Genomic DNA, 14,950 nt, shown 5'->3' with positions numbered 1-14,950 from the left:
CGGCGTTCGCCGAGGCGGTGGCCGAGTCCGTGGGCGGGGACCTGGTGCCGCTCGGTTCGGCCGGGGCCAAGGCCGCGGCCGTGGTGCGCGGGGAGGCGGACGCCTACATCCACGCCGGTGGCCAGTACCAGTGGGACTCGGCCGCACCGGCCGGGGTGGCCCTGGCCAGGGGGTTCGTCGCGGTGCGCGTGGACGGTTCCCCGTTGGAGTACAACGTGGCCGAGACCTACCTGCCGGATCTGGTGGTGTGCCGCGCGGACCTGGCCGAGGCGATCCTGGAGGCCATCGCCTCGGCGTGAGGGGTCAGGCCCCGGGGCGGGTCACCTGCTCGTGACTAGGGCTCCGGCAATGGCGGCCATGAACGCGTCCTTGGCCAGGCTCATGCCCTCCTGGGAGGGGCGGATGCCGTCGGACTCGGTCATCGAGGGGTTGCGGAAGTACATCGCCAGCAGGCCGGCGGAGAAGGTGCCCAGCGCGGCGCCCGCGAGGCGCGGCGAGACCACGGGCGTGAGCAGTGCCGCGCCGATCCCGATCTCGGAGTAGGCGACGAACTTGCCGAACGTGTCCGGCTCCAGCTTGGTGACCTGCGGGACGCCGGTGGCGGCGAATCCCTGTAGGCCCTGGGCCGCCTCGGTGGGCAGGTTGCGCTTGGACAGTCCCGAGTTGAGGACGAACGCACCGGTGACTCCGCGGAGGATGGCGTTGGACAGGCTCATGGGTGCTCCTGTGGGGGTCGGGGTCGCGAGTGCTGCGACACAGGTGAAGTGACTCTTTGGTGATGTGACACCTAGGAGGGTAACGCACACCTCGGGCATTCCACCCCCGGGGAGATCGACCCCACAGGATGCGCGCACGGGCCGTCGGTGGGACAGTCACTTCCATGAGCCCGAACAGCAGTCGCGACATCACCGACAAGCCTGACCCGGACGCCGACCCGGATTCGGGGAAACCCGAGTCGCCCACCTCGTTGAAATCCGGGACCTGGAAGGTCGGTCTGAAGCGTGCCGCCGCCGAGTTCTCGAAGGACAAGTGCACGGACCTGGCCGCCGCGCTCACGTACTTCGCGGTGCTCTCGATCTTCCCGGCGCTCCTGGCCGTGGTGTCGTTGCTCGGCGTGTTCGGGCAGGGGCAGGAGACCGTTAACGCCGTGATGGAGCTGTTCGAGGGTGCCGCGCCGGAGGAGACCCTCGCGGCTCTGCGGGGGCCCATCGACTCGTTGGTCAACACCCCGGCCGCCGGACTCGCCCTCATCACAGGTCTGCTGGGCGCGCTGTGGACGGCGTCCGGCTACGTGGGCGCCTTCGGGCGGGCCATGAACCGCATCTACGAGGTCGAGGAGGGGCGCCCCTTCTGGAAGCTCAAGCCCGCCATGATCGTGCTGACCGCGGTCCTTCTGCTCCTGGTCTGCCTGGCCGGGCTCATGCTGGTCGTCAGCGGCCCGATCGCCGCCTGGGTGGGTGACCTCGTGGGCCTCGGCGAGACCGCCGTGACCGTGTGGGGCATCGCCAAGTGGCCGGTGCTGGTCCTCGTCGTCGTCGTGATCCTGGCCGTGCTCTACGGGTTCTCGCCCAACGTCAAGCAACCCAAGTTCCGGTGGGTCTCCGTCGGCGCGATCGTGGCGTTGGTGGTCTGGGCGGTCGCCACGGCGGGGTTCGTGTTCTACGTGTCCAACTTCTCCAGCTACAACGCCACGTACGGCTCGCTGGCCGGAGTCATCATCTTCCTGCTCTGGCTCTGGATCACCAACAACGCGCTGCTGTTCGGGGCCGAGGTCGACGCCGAGGTGGAGCGGGCCCGCGAGCTGCAGGCCGGACTGCACGCCGAGGAGACCATCCAGCTCCCGCCGCGTGACACCAGCGCCAGCGACAAGGCCGAGGAGAAGCGTCAGAAGACCATCGACGACGCCGCCGACGTCCGCCGCGAGGCCCAGGCGGAGCAGGCCCGCAACCCCGACTGACAGCCGGGGCATTCGTCCCCGGATGCCGGCGGGATCAGGTCCCGGGATCGGAGGGGTCAGGTCCCGGGGTCTGTTTCCGGGGAGGCGACGTCGCGGTGGTAGACCACGCGCAGTGCGAGCTCCTGGTATCGGTGCACGATCTCCTCGACCAGGAGGTCGCCGCCCGGCTCGTACCAGTGGGCGATCGCGTTACACATGCCCAGGATCGACCGGTACGAGTCCTCCGGGAACGGTGTGCGGAATTCTCCGCTGGCGACGCCGTCCGCGAGCGCCTGTCGCAGCGGCTCGCTGGACTGCCGTTGCCGCTCGCGGTACGCGGAGAGGGATGCTGGTTCAAGGTTCCGGGTTTCAGTCTGGACCAGCTGGGACTGCTCCTGCTCGAGGGTGCGGAACCGGACCAGTGAGGCGACGTACCCCAGCAGTCGACCGGTGGGGGTCGGATCCTTCGCCTGGAACTCGTCGACCACCCGCTGCTCAAATGAGTCCATCCCGACATTGAGCATCGCCGCGAGCAGTTCCTGCTTGCTGGCGTAGTGGTAATACATCGCCGACAGGCTCACCCCGGTCTTCTGGGCGATCGAGCGGATGGACGCTCCGCCGTAACCGTGTTCCACGAACTCGCGGCGTGCGACAGCCAACAGGTCACTCTGCACCGTGCCGCTGGTCATCTTCGGTCTCCTCAGTTGCCCGTCCACCGGGGTCGGCGCTTCTCCTTGAATGCCAACGCTCCCTCGCGGGCGTCGTCGGAGGACCTCACCGGTAGGAATATCCCCCTCATCTTTCCGAATTCCTCCTCGGAGGTCCATTCGCGGGACCCGGTCATGATCTCCTTGGACGCCCGCACGGCGAGTGGGGCGTTGGCGGCGATCGCGGAGGCGAGCTCCACTGCCGCGTCGCGGGCGCCGCCTGCGGGGACTAGGCGATTGATCAGCCCGGCCGCGCGGGCGGTCCCGGCGTCGACGGGCTCGCCGGTCAACGCCATCTCCATGGCCAGTTGATACGGCACCCGCCGCGGCAGACGCATGAGTCCGCCGGCCCCCGCGAGCAGACCCCGTTTGACCTCGGGAAGTCCGAATCGCGCGGTCTCGGACGCGACCACGAGGTCGCAGGCCAGGACGATCTCGAACCCACCCCCGAGCGCCGGACCCTCGACCGCGGCGATGAGTGGCTTAGCCGGAGGTTGCTCCACGAACCCGGCGAAACCGCGGCCCGGTAGCGACACGTCCTCGCCGGCGAGGAACGCCTTGAGATCCATCCCGGCGCAGAACACCGGCCCGGCACCGGTGATGACGCCCGCGGAGAGGTCGTCCCGCCGGTCCAGCTCCTCCATCGCCGCGGCGACCGCCTCCGACGTCGCCCGGTTGATGGCGTTGCGGGCGTGCTGGCGGTCGAGCGTCACCACCATCACGCCGTTGATCTCCTCCACGTGCACACGGTCGGCCGTCTCGATGTTCACTTGGGCGCCATCCGGATCGCGCCGTCGATGCGGATGGTCTCGCCGTTGATCATGGCGTTGTCCACCACGTGCAGCGCGAGCTTGGCGTACTCGTCAGGCCGACCGAGCCGCGAGGGATGCGGGATCTGTGCGGCCAGGCCCTCGACCAGCTCGGCCGGATGGCGATCGAAGATCGGCGTCTCGAAGATGCCGGGGGCGATCGTGTTGACGCGGATCTGGCGGCGGGCCAGGTCCCGCGCGGCGACGATCGTCATCCCGACGATGCCGGCCTTGGACGCGGAGTAGGGCATCTGGCCGATCTGTCCCTCCCACGCGGCCACGGAGGCGGTCATGACGACCACGCCGCGCTCACCGTCGACGGGATCGTTCTCGGCCATCTCGGCCGCGGCGATCCGCAGGACGTTGAACGAACCCAGGAGGTTCACCCGCACGACCAGCTCGAAGTCCTCCAGCGAGCCCGGCTCGCCCTCGCGGTCCACCACCCGGACGGTCCGGCCGATGCCCGCACAGTGCACGACCGCGCGCAGGGGAGCGCGGTCCGCCGCAGCCCGGACAGCCGCGGTGATCTCCTCGGGATCGGCGACGTCGGCGGGGGCGAAGGTGACGAGGTCACCGAACTCCTCGGCAACCTGCTGCCCGTTCGAGGACGGCAGGTCCACCAGGACGGTGGGGACACCGGCGTCGACGAACCGGGCCACGGTCGCCCGACCCAGTCCGGAGGCGCCGCCGGTCACCAGTGCGCTGGCGTTTGTCAGATCCATGGATTGTGCCTTTCTGGAGGGGGATCTCTCGGACGAGAGAGGGGGTCAGAGGGCCTCTACTACGGTCGCGTTGGCCATCCCGCCGGCTTCGCACATCGTCTGGAGTCCGAAGCGGCCGCCGGTGCGGCGCAGGTGGTGGATCATCGTGGTCATGATGCGCACACCCGATGCGCCGAGCGGGTGGCCCAGAGCCACCGCGCCGCCGACGGGGTTGAGCTTGTCGTCGTCGGCGCCCATCTCGTCCCGCCAGGCCAGCGGCACGGACGCGAAGGCCTCGTTGACCTCGTAAGTGTCGAGGTCCGCGATGGTCATCCCGGCGCGGTCGAGGACCTTGCGGGTGGCGGGGATCGGGCCGGTGAGCATGAGGACCGGGTCGTCGGCGACGACGGCGGAGGCCACGATCCGCGCGATCGGCGTCAGGCCCAGTGAGCGCGCGACGTCCTCGTTCATGATGAGCATCGCCGCGGCGCCGTCGGTGATCTGCGAGGAGTTGCCGGCGGTGACCTTCCAGTCGATCTCTGGCCGCTCGGCCCGTGCGGCCTCGGTGTCGAACGCCGTACGCAGGTCGGCCAGCCTCTCGGCGGTGGTGCCCGGTCGGATCGACTCGTCGCGGTCCACGAGTCCCGCCGGGGTGGTCACGGGCACGATCTCTTCGTCGAACCATCCACTCGACCGTGCGGCGTCCGCGCGGTCGTGGGAGCGCGCCGAGTACTCGTCCAGCTGCTCACGGGACAGGTCCCACTTGCCGGCCACGAGTTCGGCGGCCACTCCCTGGTTGGTCAGGTTCGGGTAGCGGGCGTGGACGAGCGGTCCGTGGGGATCCTGGTCGAGCCGGTTGACGCCCATCGGGATGCGGCTCATGGACTCGAGGCCGGCGGAGATCACCACGTCGTAGGCACCGGCGACCACACCTTGGACGGCGAAGTCGACGGCCTGCTGGCTCGAGCCACACTTGCGTTCGACGGTGACGCCGGGCACGTGCTGGGGGAACCCCGCGGCGAGGGCGGCCTGGCGGCCGACTGTGCCGGATTGTTCGCCGACCTGGCTGACCACGCCGACGATGACGTCGTCGACCAGGGCGGTGTCGAGGCCGGTCCGGTCGACGAGTCCGGAGAGTAGCTGGGCGAGGAGGTCGACGGGGTGCAGGTCGGCGAGGGCACCGCCCGGCTTGCCTTTCCCCATGGGGGAGCGGACGGCGTCGATGATGACTGCGTTGTGCACGGATTCTCCGATTCGGGTGAGATGCGGGGCGGGTGGCGCGGTGGCGTCTGCTCTGGTGGGTCAGACCGAGGTGTCGAGTCGGCCCTTGACCAGCTTCCCCGTCTGAGTGCGGGGGATGACCTCGGTGAACGCCACGGTGCGGGGGCACTTGTAGCGTGCGATCCGGTCGAGGCAGTGCTGTTTGATCCGCTCGGCGGTCGCTTCGGACGGCTCGACGCCCGGGACGAGTTGGACCACCGCCTTAACGGACTGTCCCATCACCTCGTCCGGGACGCCGATCACCGCGACGTCGATGACGTCCGGGTGTACGGCGATGCAGTTCTCGATCTCCTGCGGGTAGATGTTGACCCCGCCCGAGATGATGGTGAACTTGGCCCGGTCGGTCAGGTACAGGTAGCCGTCCTCGTCGAGGTGACCGATGTCGCCGAGCGTGGTCCAGTTCTGGTGGTCGGGGTGCCTGGTCTCCGCGGTCTTCCCGGGATCGTTGTGGTACTCGAACGAGTAGTCGTCGCGCTCGAAGTAGATCCACCCGTCCTCACCGGCGGGCAGTTCCGCGCCCAACTCGTCGCAGATGTGGACGATGCCCGAGGAGCCCTGTCCGACACGTCCGACGCTGCCGGGTTTGCGCAGCCATTCGTCCGGGGAGATCGTGGTGGCGCCGTTGGACTCCGTGGACGAGTAGTACTCGTAGATCACCGGCCCCCACCAGTCGAGCATGGCCTTCTTGATCTCCACCGGGCACGGGGCGGCGGCGTGGATCGCGACCCGCATCGACGACACGTCGTAGGACTCGCGCACCTCCTGCGGCAGGCGGAGCATCCGGATGAAGTGGGTCGGGACCCACTGGCTGTGCGTGACCCCGTACTTCTCGATCCCGGCCAGGCAGTGTTCCGGGTCGAAGCGGTCCATGAGGATCACCGTGCCGCCGTGGGCCTGCGTTCCCGTGGCGTACCGCAGTGGAGCGGCGTGGTAGATCGGGGCCGGTGACATGTAGATCGTGTTCTCGTCGAAGCCGTAGTTGCGCTTCATGCGCGCCACGAGTGACGGGCCCGGCTCGTCGCCCACCTGGGCACCGTCGAGCGCGGGTTTGATGCCCTTGGGGCGGCCGGTGGTGCCCGAGGAGTAGAGCATGTCCGCCCCGCGCGGCTGGTCCGCCGGCGGGGTGGTGGACATCTCCGCCATGGTGGTCGTGTAGTCGAGGTGGCCGGGGACCTCGCCGGCGAACGCGAGTCGATGCTCGACGTTCGGCGTCTGCTCGATGATCGCCTCACCGAGCTCGGCGAGGGGGCCCGAGACGAGAAGCACCCGGGCGCCGCTGTCCGCGACGATGTAGGCGACCTCGTCGGTGGCCAGGTGGGTGTTGACCATCGTGAAGTACAGGCCGCAGCGCATCGCGCCCCAGTACAGCTCGAATACCGTGGCGTCGTTGACAGAGAGCGCCGCGATGTGGTCGCCCGGCCGCAGCCCCCGGGCCAGGAGCCAGTTGGCGAACCGTACCGAACGGGCCTCGAGCTCGGAGTAGGTGACCACGCGGCCGGTGGCGTCCTCGATGACGGCCGGCTTGTCCGGGTGGGTGATGGCGAATCTTCCTGGATACACGTGAGAGTCCCCCTGACCGTCAGAGCCCGAGGCTCCTGGCGATGATCGTCTTCATGACCTCACTGGTGCCGCCGTAGATCCGGGAGACGCGGGTGTCCGTGTAGAGGCGGGCGATGGGGTATTCGGTGATGTAGCCGTACCCGCCGTGCAGCTGCAGGCACCGGTCGATCACGCGGGCGGCCATCTCGGTGGCGTGGAGCTTGGCCTTGGCGGCGTCCGCGACGGTGAGCTCGCCCCGGTCGAGCAGTTCCAGGCAGTGGTCCACGTACACGCGGGCCACCTCGACCTCTGTCGCGCACTCGGCCAGCACGAACTTGGTGTTCTGGAAGGAGGAGACGGGCTTGCCAAAGACGACGCGCTCACGCGTGTAGTCGGTGGCCAGTCGCAGCGCCGCCTCGGATTGGGCGACCGCGTTGAGCGCGATGCTCAGGCGTTCCTGCGGGAGGTTGTGGGTGAGGTAGGAGAACGCCGCGTCCTTCTCCCCGAGCAGGTTCTCCACGGGCACCTTGACGTCGGTGTACGACAGTTCGGCGGTGTCCTGCTGGCGTAGGCCGATCTTGTCGAGTTTGCGGCCCACCGAGAAGCCGTCGGCGTCGGTGGGGACGCAGAGGATCGACAGGCCGTGACGGCGGTTGTCAGGGTCGAACGGTGAGGTGCGGCAGACCGTGAGGATCATGTCGGCGGTGACGCCGCCGGTGATGAACGTCTTGGAACCGTTGACGACATAGTGGGTGCCGTCGGTGCTGAGCTTGGCGGTCGTGGCGATGTTCGCCAGGTCCGACCCGGTGCCGGGCTCGGTCATCGCGATGGCGGTCATCAACTCGCCGGAGGCGAAGACCGGCAGCCAGCGCCGTTTCTGCTCCGGGGTCCCGTACTCGAGGAGGTACGGCAGGATGAGGCAGCAGTGCACCGTATAGGAGCCGAAGGACACGCCGGCGCGGGCGACCTCCTCGAAGATGATCGCGCTGTACTTGAAGCTAGTCTCGCCGCCGCCGCCGAACTCCTCGGGGACCTGGATGCCGAGGATGCCGAGCTCTCCGAGCTTGTGGAAGAACTCGCGCGGTGGGCGTCCGTGCTCGTCCCACTCCTCACGGTGCGGGGCCACCTCCTTGGTGATGAAGTCGCGCACCAACTGGCGGAACTCGTCCTGCTCTCGGGTGAAGATGGTCCGCTGCATGGTGACTCCTGGGGTTTGCCTCGGTTTTGTCTCGGGTTTGTCTGGTGGTGGCTGCGTGGTTGGTGTAACCGGGCCGTGGCGGGTGGCCCGTGATCCGCTGGCAGTGACCTGGTCACTCCGCGGCGGAGGTCTCGGGCAACCAGAGCGCGATCTCGGGGAAGAAGATCAGAGCGACGAGGATGACAGCGCTGGTGACGACGAACCAGGACACGCCCTTGAACACGTCGGACAGACGGACCGTCATCCCTTCGTTGACCTCGGGGTTCGACGCGATCCGGTGGACTATGTAGCTGAGCATGCCGATCGGCGGGGTGACCAGCGCCAGCTCGACCAGGATCACCATGAAGACGCCGAACCACAGCAGGCTGATGTCGAAGGTGGCCAGCACCGGCATGAGGATCGGCACCGTGAGCAGGATCATCGCGAGGCCGTCCATGAACATGCCCAGGATGAGGAACACGAAGATCAGCCCGAGGAGGAACAGCGTCCGGCTCAACCCGAGCGAGGTGATGGTCTCGGTGATCCAGTCGGCGACCCCGGACAGGGCCACCACGCGGGTGAGCACATGTACTCCCATGAGGAGCAGGAAGATCGAGGCGACACCGGCCGCGGTCTCGCGCAGGGACGTCAGCACGGTCCGGACCAGGTGGCCGACGGAGCGGTCGTCACCGAACAGCCAGCCCAGCAGGATCGCGGCGATCGCACCGAATGCGCCGGCCTCGGTGGGCGTGAAGATGCCGGTGTACATGCCGCCGATGATGAGGATGAGGATGAGGGTCACCGGGGTGACGTCCACGAGGGAACGCAGCCGCTGGCCCCAGGTGTAGTGGGTGGTCGACCGGGGCCCGAGGGTCGGGTCGATGCTGCACCTGACGACGATGACGACGCCGTACGCCAGGGCCGTGAGCAGTCCCGGGATGAGCGCGGCGAGCAGCTGCGGCCCGACCGGCGTCTCGGCCACACCGGCGTAGATCACCAGGACCACGCTGGGCGGGATGAGCATCCCGAGGGTTCCGGACATCGCGACGACGCCCGTGGCCAGCGACGGCTTGTACCCGGCGCGCAGCATCTCGGGGATGGTCGTGCGCCCCAGTGCGTAGGAGATGGCGATGGAGCTGCCGCTCGAGGCGGCCAGTCCGGCGCCCGCGAAGTTGGTCGAGACCGCCAGTCCGCCGGGCAACCGGCCGAGCCAGGCCTGGGCGGAGGTGAACAGCTTGCCCGTCAGATTGAACCGACCCATCGCCACGCCCATGAGGATGAACAGGGGGATGACGGACAGGCTCCAGCTGGCGGCGGAGGTGAAGGGGACGTCCTCGAACGTCACGGCCACGGCGCTGGTGCCCGCGAGCTTCCACAGGCCCACCGCGCCGGCACCCATGATCGCGATACCCACGTGGATACCGGAGACCATCGCGACGATCGACAGGAGGATGGTCAGGACGCCGACAGCGGTGTCGGGGAGGTCCGGAGTGAACAGGATGACCGCGGCGATGATCAGTGAGAAGCCGAAGTTGCCCCAGTAGGCCCGGATGAAGTTGCGGTTCGGCGTGGGGACTGCGAGATCGTCGGTGCGGGCCACGCCGGTGTGGTCGGTGACGAGGGTGGTGTCAGACATCGGACTTCCTCGGACGGTCGTTGATCAGCAGGCTGATGATCGACATCAGGAGCTGGAGGGCGAACAGGGCGAATCCGATGGCCAGGACGATCTTCACCGGCCAGATCGGGATGGTGATCGCCCCGAGTGCGACCTGTTGGACCTCGACGGCGAAGACCGCCGCGGTGATCGAGTAGTAGGTCAGCGCCGAGACGAACAGGAACATCAGACCCGAGACGATCAGGTCGGACCACCAGCGGGAGACGGGGTCGAGGTACTGGGTGAGGATGGTGGCGTTGATGTGCTCGCCGATCTGCTCCGCGTACCCCATCGCGAGCATCACGATGAGGACCATCGACCAGTTCTGGGTGATCTCCAGCGTGCCGGAGAGGGGGGTTCCGGTCAGGTTCCGGGAGCTGACGTCGGCGGCGATGTGCAGGGCCATGACCAGGGTGACGATCCCCGCGATCACGGCGCATGCGTACAGCACCCGGGCGAGGGCCCGCTGCCCCGGAACGCGCCGCTCCGCGTCGGTGGTGGTGGTGTCCATCAGGTTCTCCAACTGCTCGAGGGGGTCAGGGCGCGGTGCGGTCGAAGATCTCGGACCGGACGGACTGCTCGAAGGGGGCCAGATCGATCTGGACCGACTCCGGGTCCTCCGGGATCTCGGCGAGGGCCGGGTCGTCGTACCCCATGTCCTCGAGCCGCGTCTTCCAATCGGCCATGATCTGGCGGTAGCGCTCGACGGTGCCCTCGGGATCCTCGAGGTCGTCGGGGGCGCGCTCCGGCAGGGTGCGCAGTGCCTCCTCCTGGTACGTCTCGAGGGTGGCCTTGAGCTCGGGGTCGACGTCGTAGAAGCTCACGCTCTTGTCCGCGCCCTCGGCGAGGAGCCGCTGGTGCAGGACGATCCCCTCCTCGCGGAGGTAGCCGTCGAACCACGTCTGTCGGGCGTCGTCGATGATCTGCCGGGCGTCCTCGGGGAGCTCGTCCCAGACGTCCTTGTTCATGATCACGTACTGCGTGTAGCTCGAGAAGGGGATGTCGACGTAGTGTTTGGCGACCTCCCACAGACCGAGGGCGATCATGATCTTGCCGTTGGCCAGGGAACAGTCGATCACCCCGCGTTGCAGGCCCTCGTAGATCTCGCCGGTCGGCAGGGTCACGGGGACCATCCCCAGGGCCTCGATCTCGCCGTAGTTGAATGCGCCGCCACTTCGCACCCGTTTGCCCCGGGCTTCCTCGAGGCTGTTGACCGGGTCCTTGCACACGAGGTGGTAGTTGGTCGAGGGGGTCCAGGTGAAAAGGAGCTTGATGTCCTGGTCCGAGAACTGCTCCTCGATCAGCGGGTCGGTGAGCGCGAACTCGCTGCCACCGGCGAAGGCCTGCATCATGCCGAGCGGGTACTCCGGCTCCACGACACTGGCCATCTGGCTGGTCCAGTCGGTCATGGGGAACTCGGACGGGTAATAGCTGGGGGTGAACATCCCCATGTCCACGATCCCGCCGCGGACCCCCTGCGCCATGTCGGCGCCCTTGACCAGGCTGCCGCCCCAGTACTCGTCGAAGGTGATCTTGCCGCCGGTCTCCTCCTCGACCTGCTCGGCGAAGGCGCGGAAGGGGCCGGCGGAGGAGACGGTCGTGTAGTCGCCGTACCGGAGTGTGATCGGCTCCATGGTCTCGACGCTGTCGCCGGTGATTCGGTGGCCGCCGGAGCAGCCCGTGGCGGCGAGCGCTCCGATCATCGTCAGGGCGAGCGCCGCGCGTCGGGCCACGCGGTTTCGGTTGCTGCGGGACATCGGGGATCCTTCTGGTTCCGGACCGGTCGCGTGAAGGTGCGTCCGGGGTCCTGATGGATGGCCTGAGGGGGTGTGCGGCAGACCGCTCGATTCGCGCGCTGGTGTAATCCAGATCACGTTTCGAACGTTCGTTAAGTTAGTTGCGTCACGTCGGCTTGTCAAGAAATGATTGTCATAGATTCGGGGTCGGGCTCGGGATTGCGTGCCCACTGAGGCGGCCCGACGGGCGCGGCGCGCCACACGACTCACGCCCGAGCAGCCACAATCAGGGCATGACGACTTCCGGTGGCGCCGTGACGACCGTTCGGCGACGACTCCGGACCGTCAGACTGGTCCTCGCGAGATCCGTGGGGGAGTTCCTCCGCGATCGCGGCCCCGATCAGGCGGGCTCGCTCACCTTCTACGGGGTGCTCTCACTGTTCCCCGCGATCCTCGTCATGGTCTCGCTGCTCGGCGTGTTCGGGCAGGGGGCCAGGACGGTCGACGCCATCATGGCCATGCTCTCCGACATCGCCCCGCCGGAGGTGCTCGACCCGATCCGCGGTCCCATCGAGTCCCTCGTCATAGCGCCGGCCGCAGGGACCGCTCTCGTCATCGGCATGGTGGTGGGCCTGTTGACGGCCTCGCGCTACGTGTGGGCGCTGGGCCGCGTGATGAACGGCGTGTTCGGTATCGAGGAGGGGCGCCCACTCTGGCGACTCTTGCTGATCGGGATCCTGCTCACCGCGCTGCTCATCGTGCTGGTCGCCGTCGGGGGTCTGGCTCTGGTGTTCACCGGCCCCGTCGCCCAGACCGTCGGTGGGTGGATCGGGCTCGGCGAGACCGCGCTGGCCGTGTGGGGTGTCGCCAAGTGGCCGGCGGCCCTGGTCTCCGCGGTCCTCGCGCTCGCGGTGCTCTACCGGTTCGCGCCCAACGTGGCGGGACGCAAGTTCCACTGGGTGTCGCTGGGTGCGGCCGGGGCGCTGGTCGTCATCGGCGCGGCCACCGCCGGGTTCGGATTCTTCGTCTCCAACTTCGGGGACTTCAATCGCGCCTACGGCTCGCTCGCCGGGATCATCGTGTTCCTGTTGTGGCTGTGGATGGTCAACATGGCGGTCCTGTTCGGCGTCCGCCTGGACGCCGAGGTGATGCGCGTGCGACAGCTACGGGCGGGCATCCACGCGGAGGAGGCCGTGCAGGTGATTCCCCGCGACACCAAGGCCAGCGAGTTCCACTCCCGCAGGAGGGAGAGGATGCTCGCGGCCTATCGGGAACTCCGCCGGGAGCCCGCCGACGACGGCGCGGCCCCGGACAGCCCGGAACCTGACGGCCCCGGACCCGAAAGCCCGGAAGCTGACGGCCCCGGACCAGATAGCCCGGAGCCAGACGGCTCCGATCCCGGCAGTGCGGGATCCACCAGCGCCGGGCAGACCGCAGAGGCGGCGCGACCGCGACGGTAGGGTTGGGCGCATGCGCCTCGTCGTCACCGGGGGAGCCGGGTTCATCGGCGCCAACTTCGTCCACACCGTGGTCCGTGAGCACCCGCACGCCCACGTCACCGTGCTGGACGCCATGACGTACGCCGCCAACCGGTCGAGCCTGGCCGGACTCCCGTCGGATCGGGTCGAGCTGGTGGAGGCCGACTGCGCCGACCCCGCGGTGACCGGCGGGCTGGTCGCGCAGCTCACCGGTCCGCAGGACGCCGTGGTGCACTTCGCCGCCGAGAGCCACAACGACAACTCGCTCGCCACCCCGTGGCCGTTCGTGCACTCCAACATCGTGGGCACCTACGCCGTGCTCGAGGCCTGCCGCGGCCACGACGTGCGCCTGCACCACGTCTCGACCGACGAGGTCTACGGCGACCTCCAGCTGGACGATCCGGACAGGTTCACCCCGGCCACCGCGTACAATCCGTCGAGCCCGTACTCGGCCACCAAGGCGGGCGCGGACATGTTGGTGCGCGCGTGGGTCCGCAGCTTCGGTGTCCGCGCCACGATCAGCAACTGCTCCAACAACTACGGCCCGTTCCAGCACGTCGAGAAGTTCATCCCGCGGCAGATCACCAACCTTCTCACCGGGCAGCGCCCCCGCCTCTACGGCAGTGGTGCCAATGTCCGGGACTGGATCCACGTCGACGACCACAACTCGGCGGTCCTGCGGATCCTGGCACGAGGTGAGCTCGGGCGGACCTACCTCGTCGGCGCCGACGGCGAGCACTCCAACCTGCAGGTCATGCAGATGATCTGCGAGCTGATGGGCGCCACCGCCGCCGACGGCGACCCCGGCTTCGACCACGTCACCGACCGCCCCGGCCACGACCTGCGCTACGCGATCGACGCCACCGCCACCCGCGAGGAGCTCGGGTGGGAGCCGCAGCACACGAACCTGCGGGACGGGCTGGCCCGGACCATCGAGTGGTACCGCGAGAACCGCGACTGGTGGGAGCCGGTCAAGGAGAGCGTCGAGGCGAAGTACGCCCGGACGGAGAAGGTGCTGTGAAGGGCATCGTCCTGGCCGGCGGCAGCGGCACCCGTCTGCGCCCCCTCACTCTGGCCACCAGCAAGCAACTCATGCCGGTCTACGACAAGCCGATGATCTACTACCCGCTGTCCACGCTCATGCTGGCGGGCATCCGCGACATCCTGCTCATCACCACGCCCGAGGACGCGCCGCAGTTCCGGCGGCTCCTGGGCGACGGCAGCCAGTTCGGCATCACCCTGAGCTACGTCGAGCAGGCCGCCCCCGAGGGCCTGGCCCAGGCGTTCGTCCTGGGTGCGGACCACATCGGTGACGACCCGGTGGCGCTGATCCTGGGCGACAACATCTTCTACGGCCCCGGGATGGGAGCGCAGCTGCGACGGTTCGCCGACCTCGACGGCGGCGCCGTGTTCGCCTACCGCGTGTCCAACCCGGGCGACTACGGGGTGATCGACTTCGACGCCGCCGGCCGCGCGATCAGCCTCGAGGAGAAGCCCGAGAACCCGTCCTCCGACTTCGCCGTCCCGGGGCTCTACTTCTACAGCGCCGACGTGGTGGAGGTGGCGCGGAACCTCGAGAAGTCGCCGCGCGGGGAATACGAGATCACCGACGTCAACCGGCACTATCTCGAGGCCGGCCGCCTACAGGTCGAGGTGCTCCCGCGTGGAACCGCCTGGCTGGACACCGGCACCCACGACTCTCTGCTCGACGCGGGCAACTACGTCCGGACCATCGAGGACCGGCAGGGCCTGAAGATCGGCTGCCCGGAGGAGGTGGCGTGGCGGATGGGGTATCTCGACGACGACGAGCTCACCGACCGCGCCCACGACCTCAGGAAATCGGGGTACGGGGCCTACCTGCTCGACGTGCTCCGCCGCGAAAAGGGTCGGCAGTGGTGAGCGGCGGCCATCCGGACGATCAGCCTGCACAGC

The 14,950-nt window shown here is 68.5% G+C and carries 15 protein-coding genes; 5 read left to right on the top strand and 10 right to left on the bottom strand.

Annotated elements, in window-relative coordinates; translation table 11 throughout:
• Positions 1–299, top strand: a 299-nt coding sequence (locus G6021_RS15110) for an inositol monophosphatase family protein (protein WP_277817775.1), incomplete at its 5' end; no start/stop codon positions are given.
• 21 nt (positions 300–320) lie between these two features.
• Here the strand turns inward: G6021_RS15110 and G6021_RS15105 are convergent.
• Positions 321–716, bottom strand: coding sequence for a hypothetical protein (locus G6021_RS15105; protein WP_179523225.1), 396 nt, complete (start codon positions 714–716; stop codon positions 321–323).
• A gap of 164 nt (positions 717–880) precedes the next feature.
• On the opposite strand from G6021_RS15105, the gene G6021_RS15100 reads away from it, so the two are divergent.
• Complete coding sequence (locus G6021_RS15100) at positions 881–1,957, top strand: YihY/virulence factor BrkB family protein (protein ID WP_182641634.1); 1,077 nt, start codon at positions 881–883, stop codon at positions 1,955–1,957.
• 56 nt (positions 1,958–2,013) lie between these two features.
• Here G6021_RS15100 and G6021_RS15095 read toward each other — a convergent pair whose 3' ends face one another.
• The 9 genes from G6021_RS15095 to G6021_RS15055 form a co-directional block, all read right to left on the bottom strand.
• On the bottom strand, positions 2,014–2,625 hold the full coding sequence (locus tag G6021_RS15095; protein ID WP_179523223.1) for a TetR/AcrR family transcriptional regulator: 612 nt from the start codon (positions 2,623–2,625) through the stop codon (positions 2,014–2,016).
• A gap of 11 nt (positions 2,626–2,636) precedes the next feature.
• Positions 2,637–3,407 (bottom strand): crotonase/enoyl-CoA hydratase family protein, encoded by a 771-nt coding sequence (locus tag G6021_RS15090; protein ID WP_179525975.1) that lies wholly within the window; start codon positions 3,405–3,407, stop codon positions 2,637–2,639.
• Positions 3,408–3,409: 2 nt separating this feature from the next.
• Positions 3,410–4,174 (bottom strand): SDR family NAD(P)-dependent oxidoreductase, encoded by a 765-nt coding sequence (locus G6021_RS15085; RefSeq protein ID WP_179523222.1) that lies wholly within the window; start codon positions 4,172–4,174, stop codon positions 3,410–3,412.
• Between the two features lie 45 nt (positions 4,175–4,219).
• The gene (locus G6021_RS15080) at positions 4,220–5,395 is read right to left on the bottom strand and encodes a thiolase family protein (protein WP_179523221.1); all 1,176 of its coding nucleotides are present in this window, start codon (positions 5,393–5,395) and stop codon (positions 4,220–4,222) included.
• A 60-nt stretch (positions 5,396–5,455) separates the two neighbouring features.
• A complete protein-coding gene (locus G6021_RS15075) occupies positions 5,456–6,994 on the bottom strand; it encodes an AMP-binding protein (protein WP_182641633.1) in 1,539 nt (512 codons plus the stop codon).
• Positions 6,995–7,013: 19 nt separating this feature from the next.
• Complete coding sequence (locus G6021_RS15070) at positions 7,014–8,171, bottom strand: acyl-CoA dehydrogenase family protein (RefSeq protein ID WP_182641632.1); 1,158 nt, start codon at positions 8,169–8,171, stop codon at positions 7,014–7,016.
• A gap of 112 nt (positions 8,172–8,283) precedes the next feature.
• Entirely contained in the window at positions 8,284–9,786 is a 1,503-nt protein-coding gene (locus tag G6021_RS15065; protein ID WP_182615456.1) for a TRAP transporter large permease, read from the bottom strand.
• On the bottom strand, positions 9,779–10,315 hold the full coding sequence (locus G6021_RS15060; protein WP_182615458.1) for a TRAP transporter small permease: 537 nt from the start codon (positions 10,313–10,315) through the stop codon (positions 9,779–9,781). Before G6021_RS15060 ends, G6021_RS15065 begins: the two co-directional genes overlap by 8 nt.
• Positions 10,316–10,340: 25 nt before the next feature.
• Complete coding sequence (locus G6021_RS15055) at positions 10,341–11,561, bottom strand: C4-dicarboxylate TRAP transporter substrate-binding protein (protein ID WP_182615460.1); 1,221 nt, start codon at positions 11,559–11,561, stop codon at positions 10,341–10,343.
• Between the two features lie 272 nt (positions 11,562–11,833).
• On the opposite strand from G6021_RS15055, the gene G6021_RS15050 reads away from it, so the two are divergent.
• From G6021_RS15050 to rfbA, 3 genes are read left to right on the top strand one after another with little or no spacing between them, the layout of a single operon-like run.
• The gene (locus G6021_RS15050; RefSeq protein WP_182639657.1) at positions 11,834–13,000 is read left to right on the top strand and encodes a YihY/virulence factor BrkB family protein; all 1,167 of its coding nucleotides are present in this window, start codon (positions 11,834–11,836) and stop codon (positions 12,998–13,000) included.
• Positions 13,001–13,010: 10 nt separating this feature from the next.
• Positions 13,011–14,039, top strand: a complete 1,029-nt coding sequence (gene rfbB / locus G6021_RS15045) for a dTDP-glucose 4,6-dehydratase (RefSeq protein WP_182641631.1) — start codon at positions 13,011–13,013, stop codon at positions 14,037–14,039.
• Complete coding sequence (rfbA, locus tag G6021_RS15040; protein WP_182610400.1) at positions 14,036–14,917, top strand: glucose-1-phosphate thymidylyltransferase RfbA; 882 nt, start codon at positions 14,036–14,038, stop codon at positions 14,915–14,917. Before rfbB ends, rfbA begins: the two co-directional genes overlap by 4 nt.
• Positions 14,918–14,950: the final 33 nt, after the last annotated feature.

It is taken from the genome of Dietzia sp. CW19 (assembly GCF_014145265.1).
Taxonomy (GTDB): Bacteria; Actinomycetota; Actinomycetes; order Mycobacteriales; family Mycobacteriaceae; genus Dietzia; species Dietzia natronolimnaea.
Note: the sequence above shows the minus strand (reverse complement) of the source record. Positions and strands in the feature narration are given on the sequence as shown.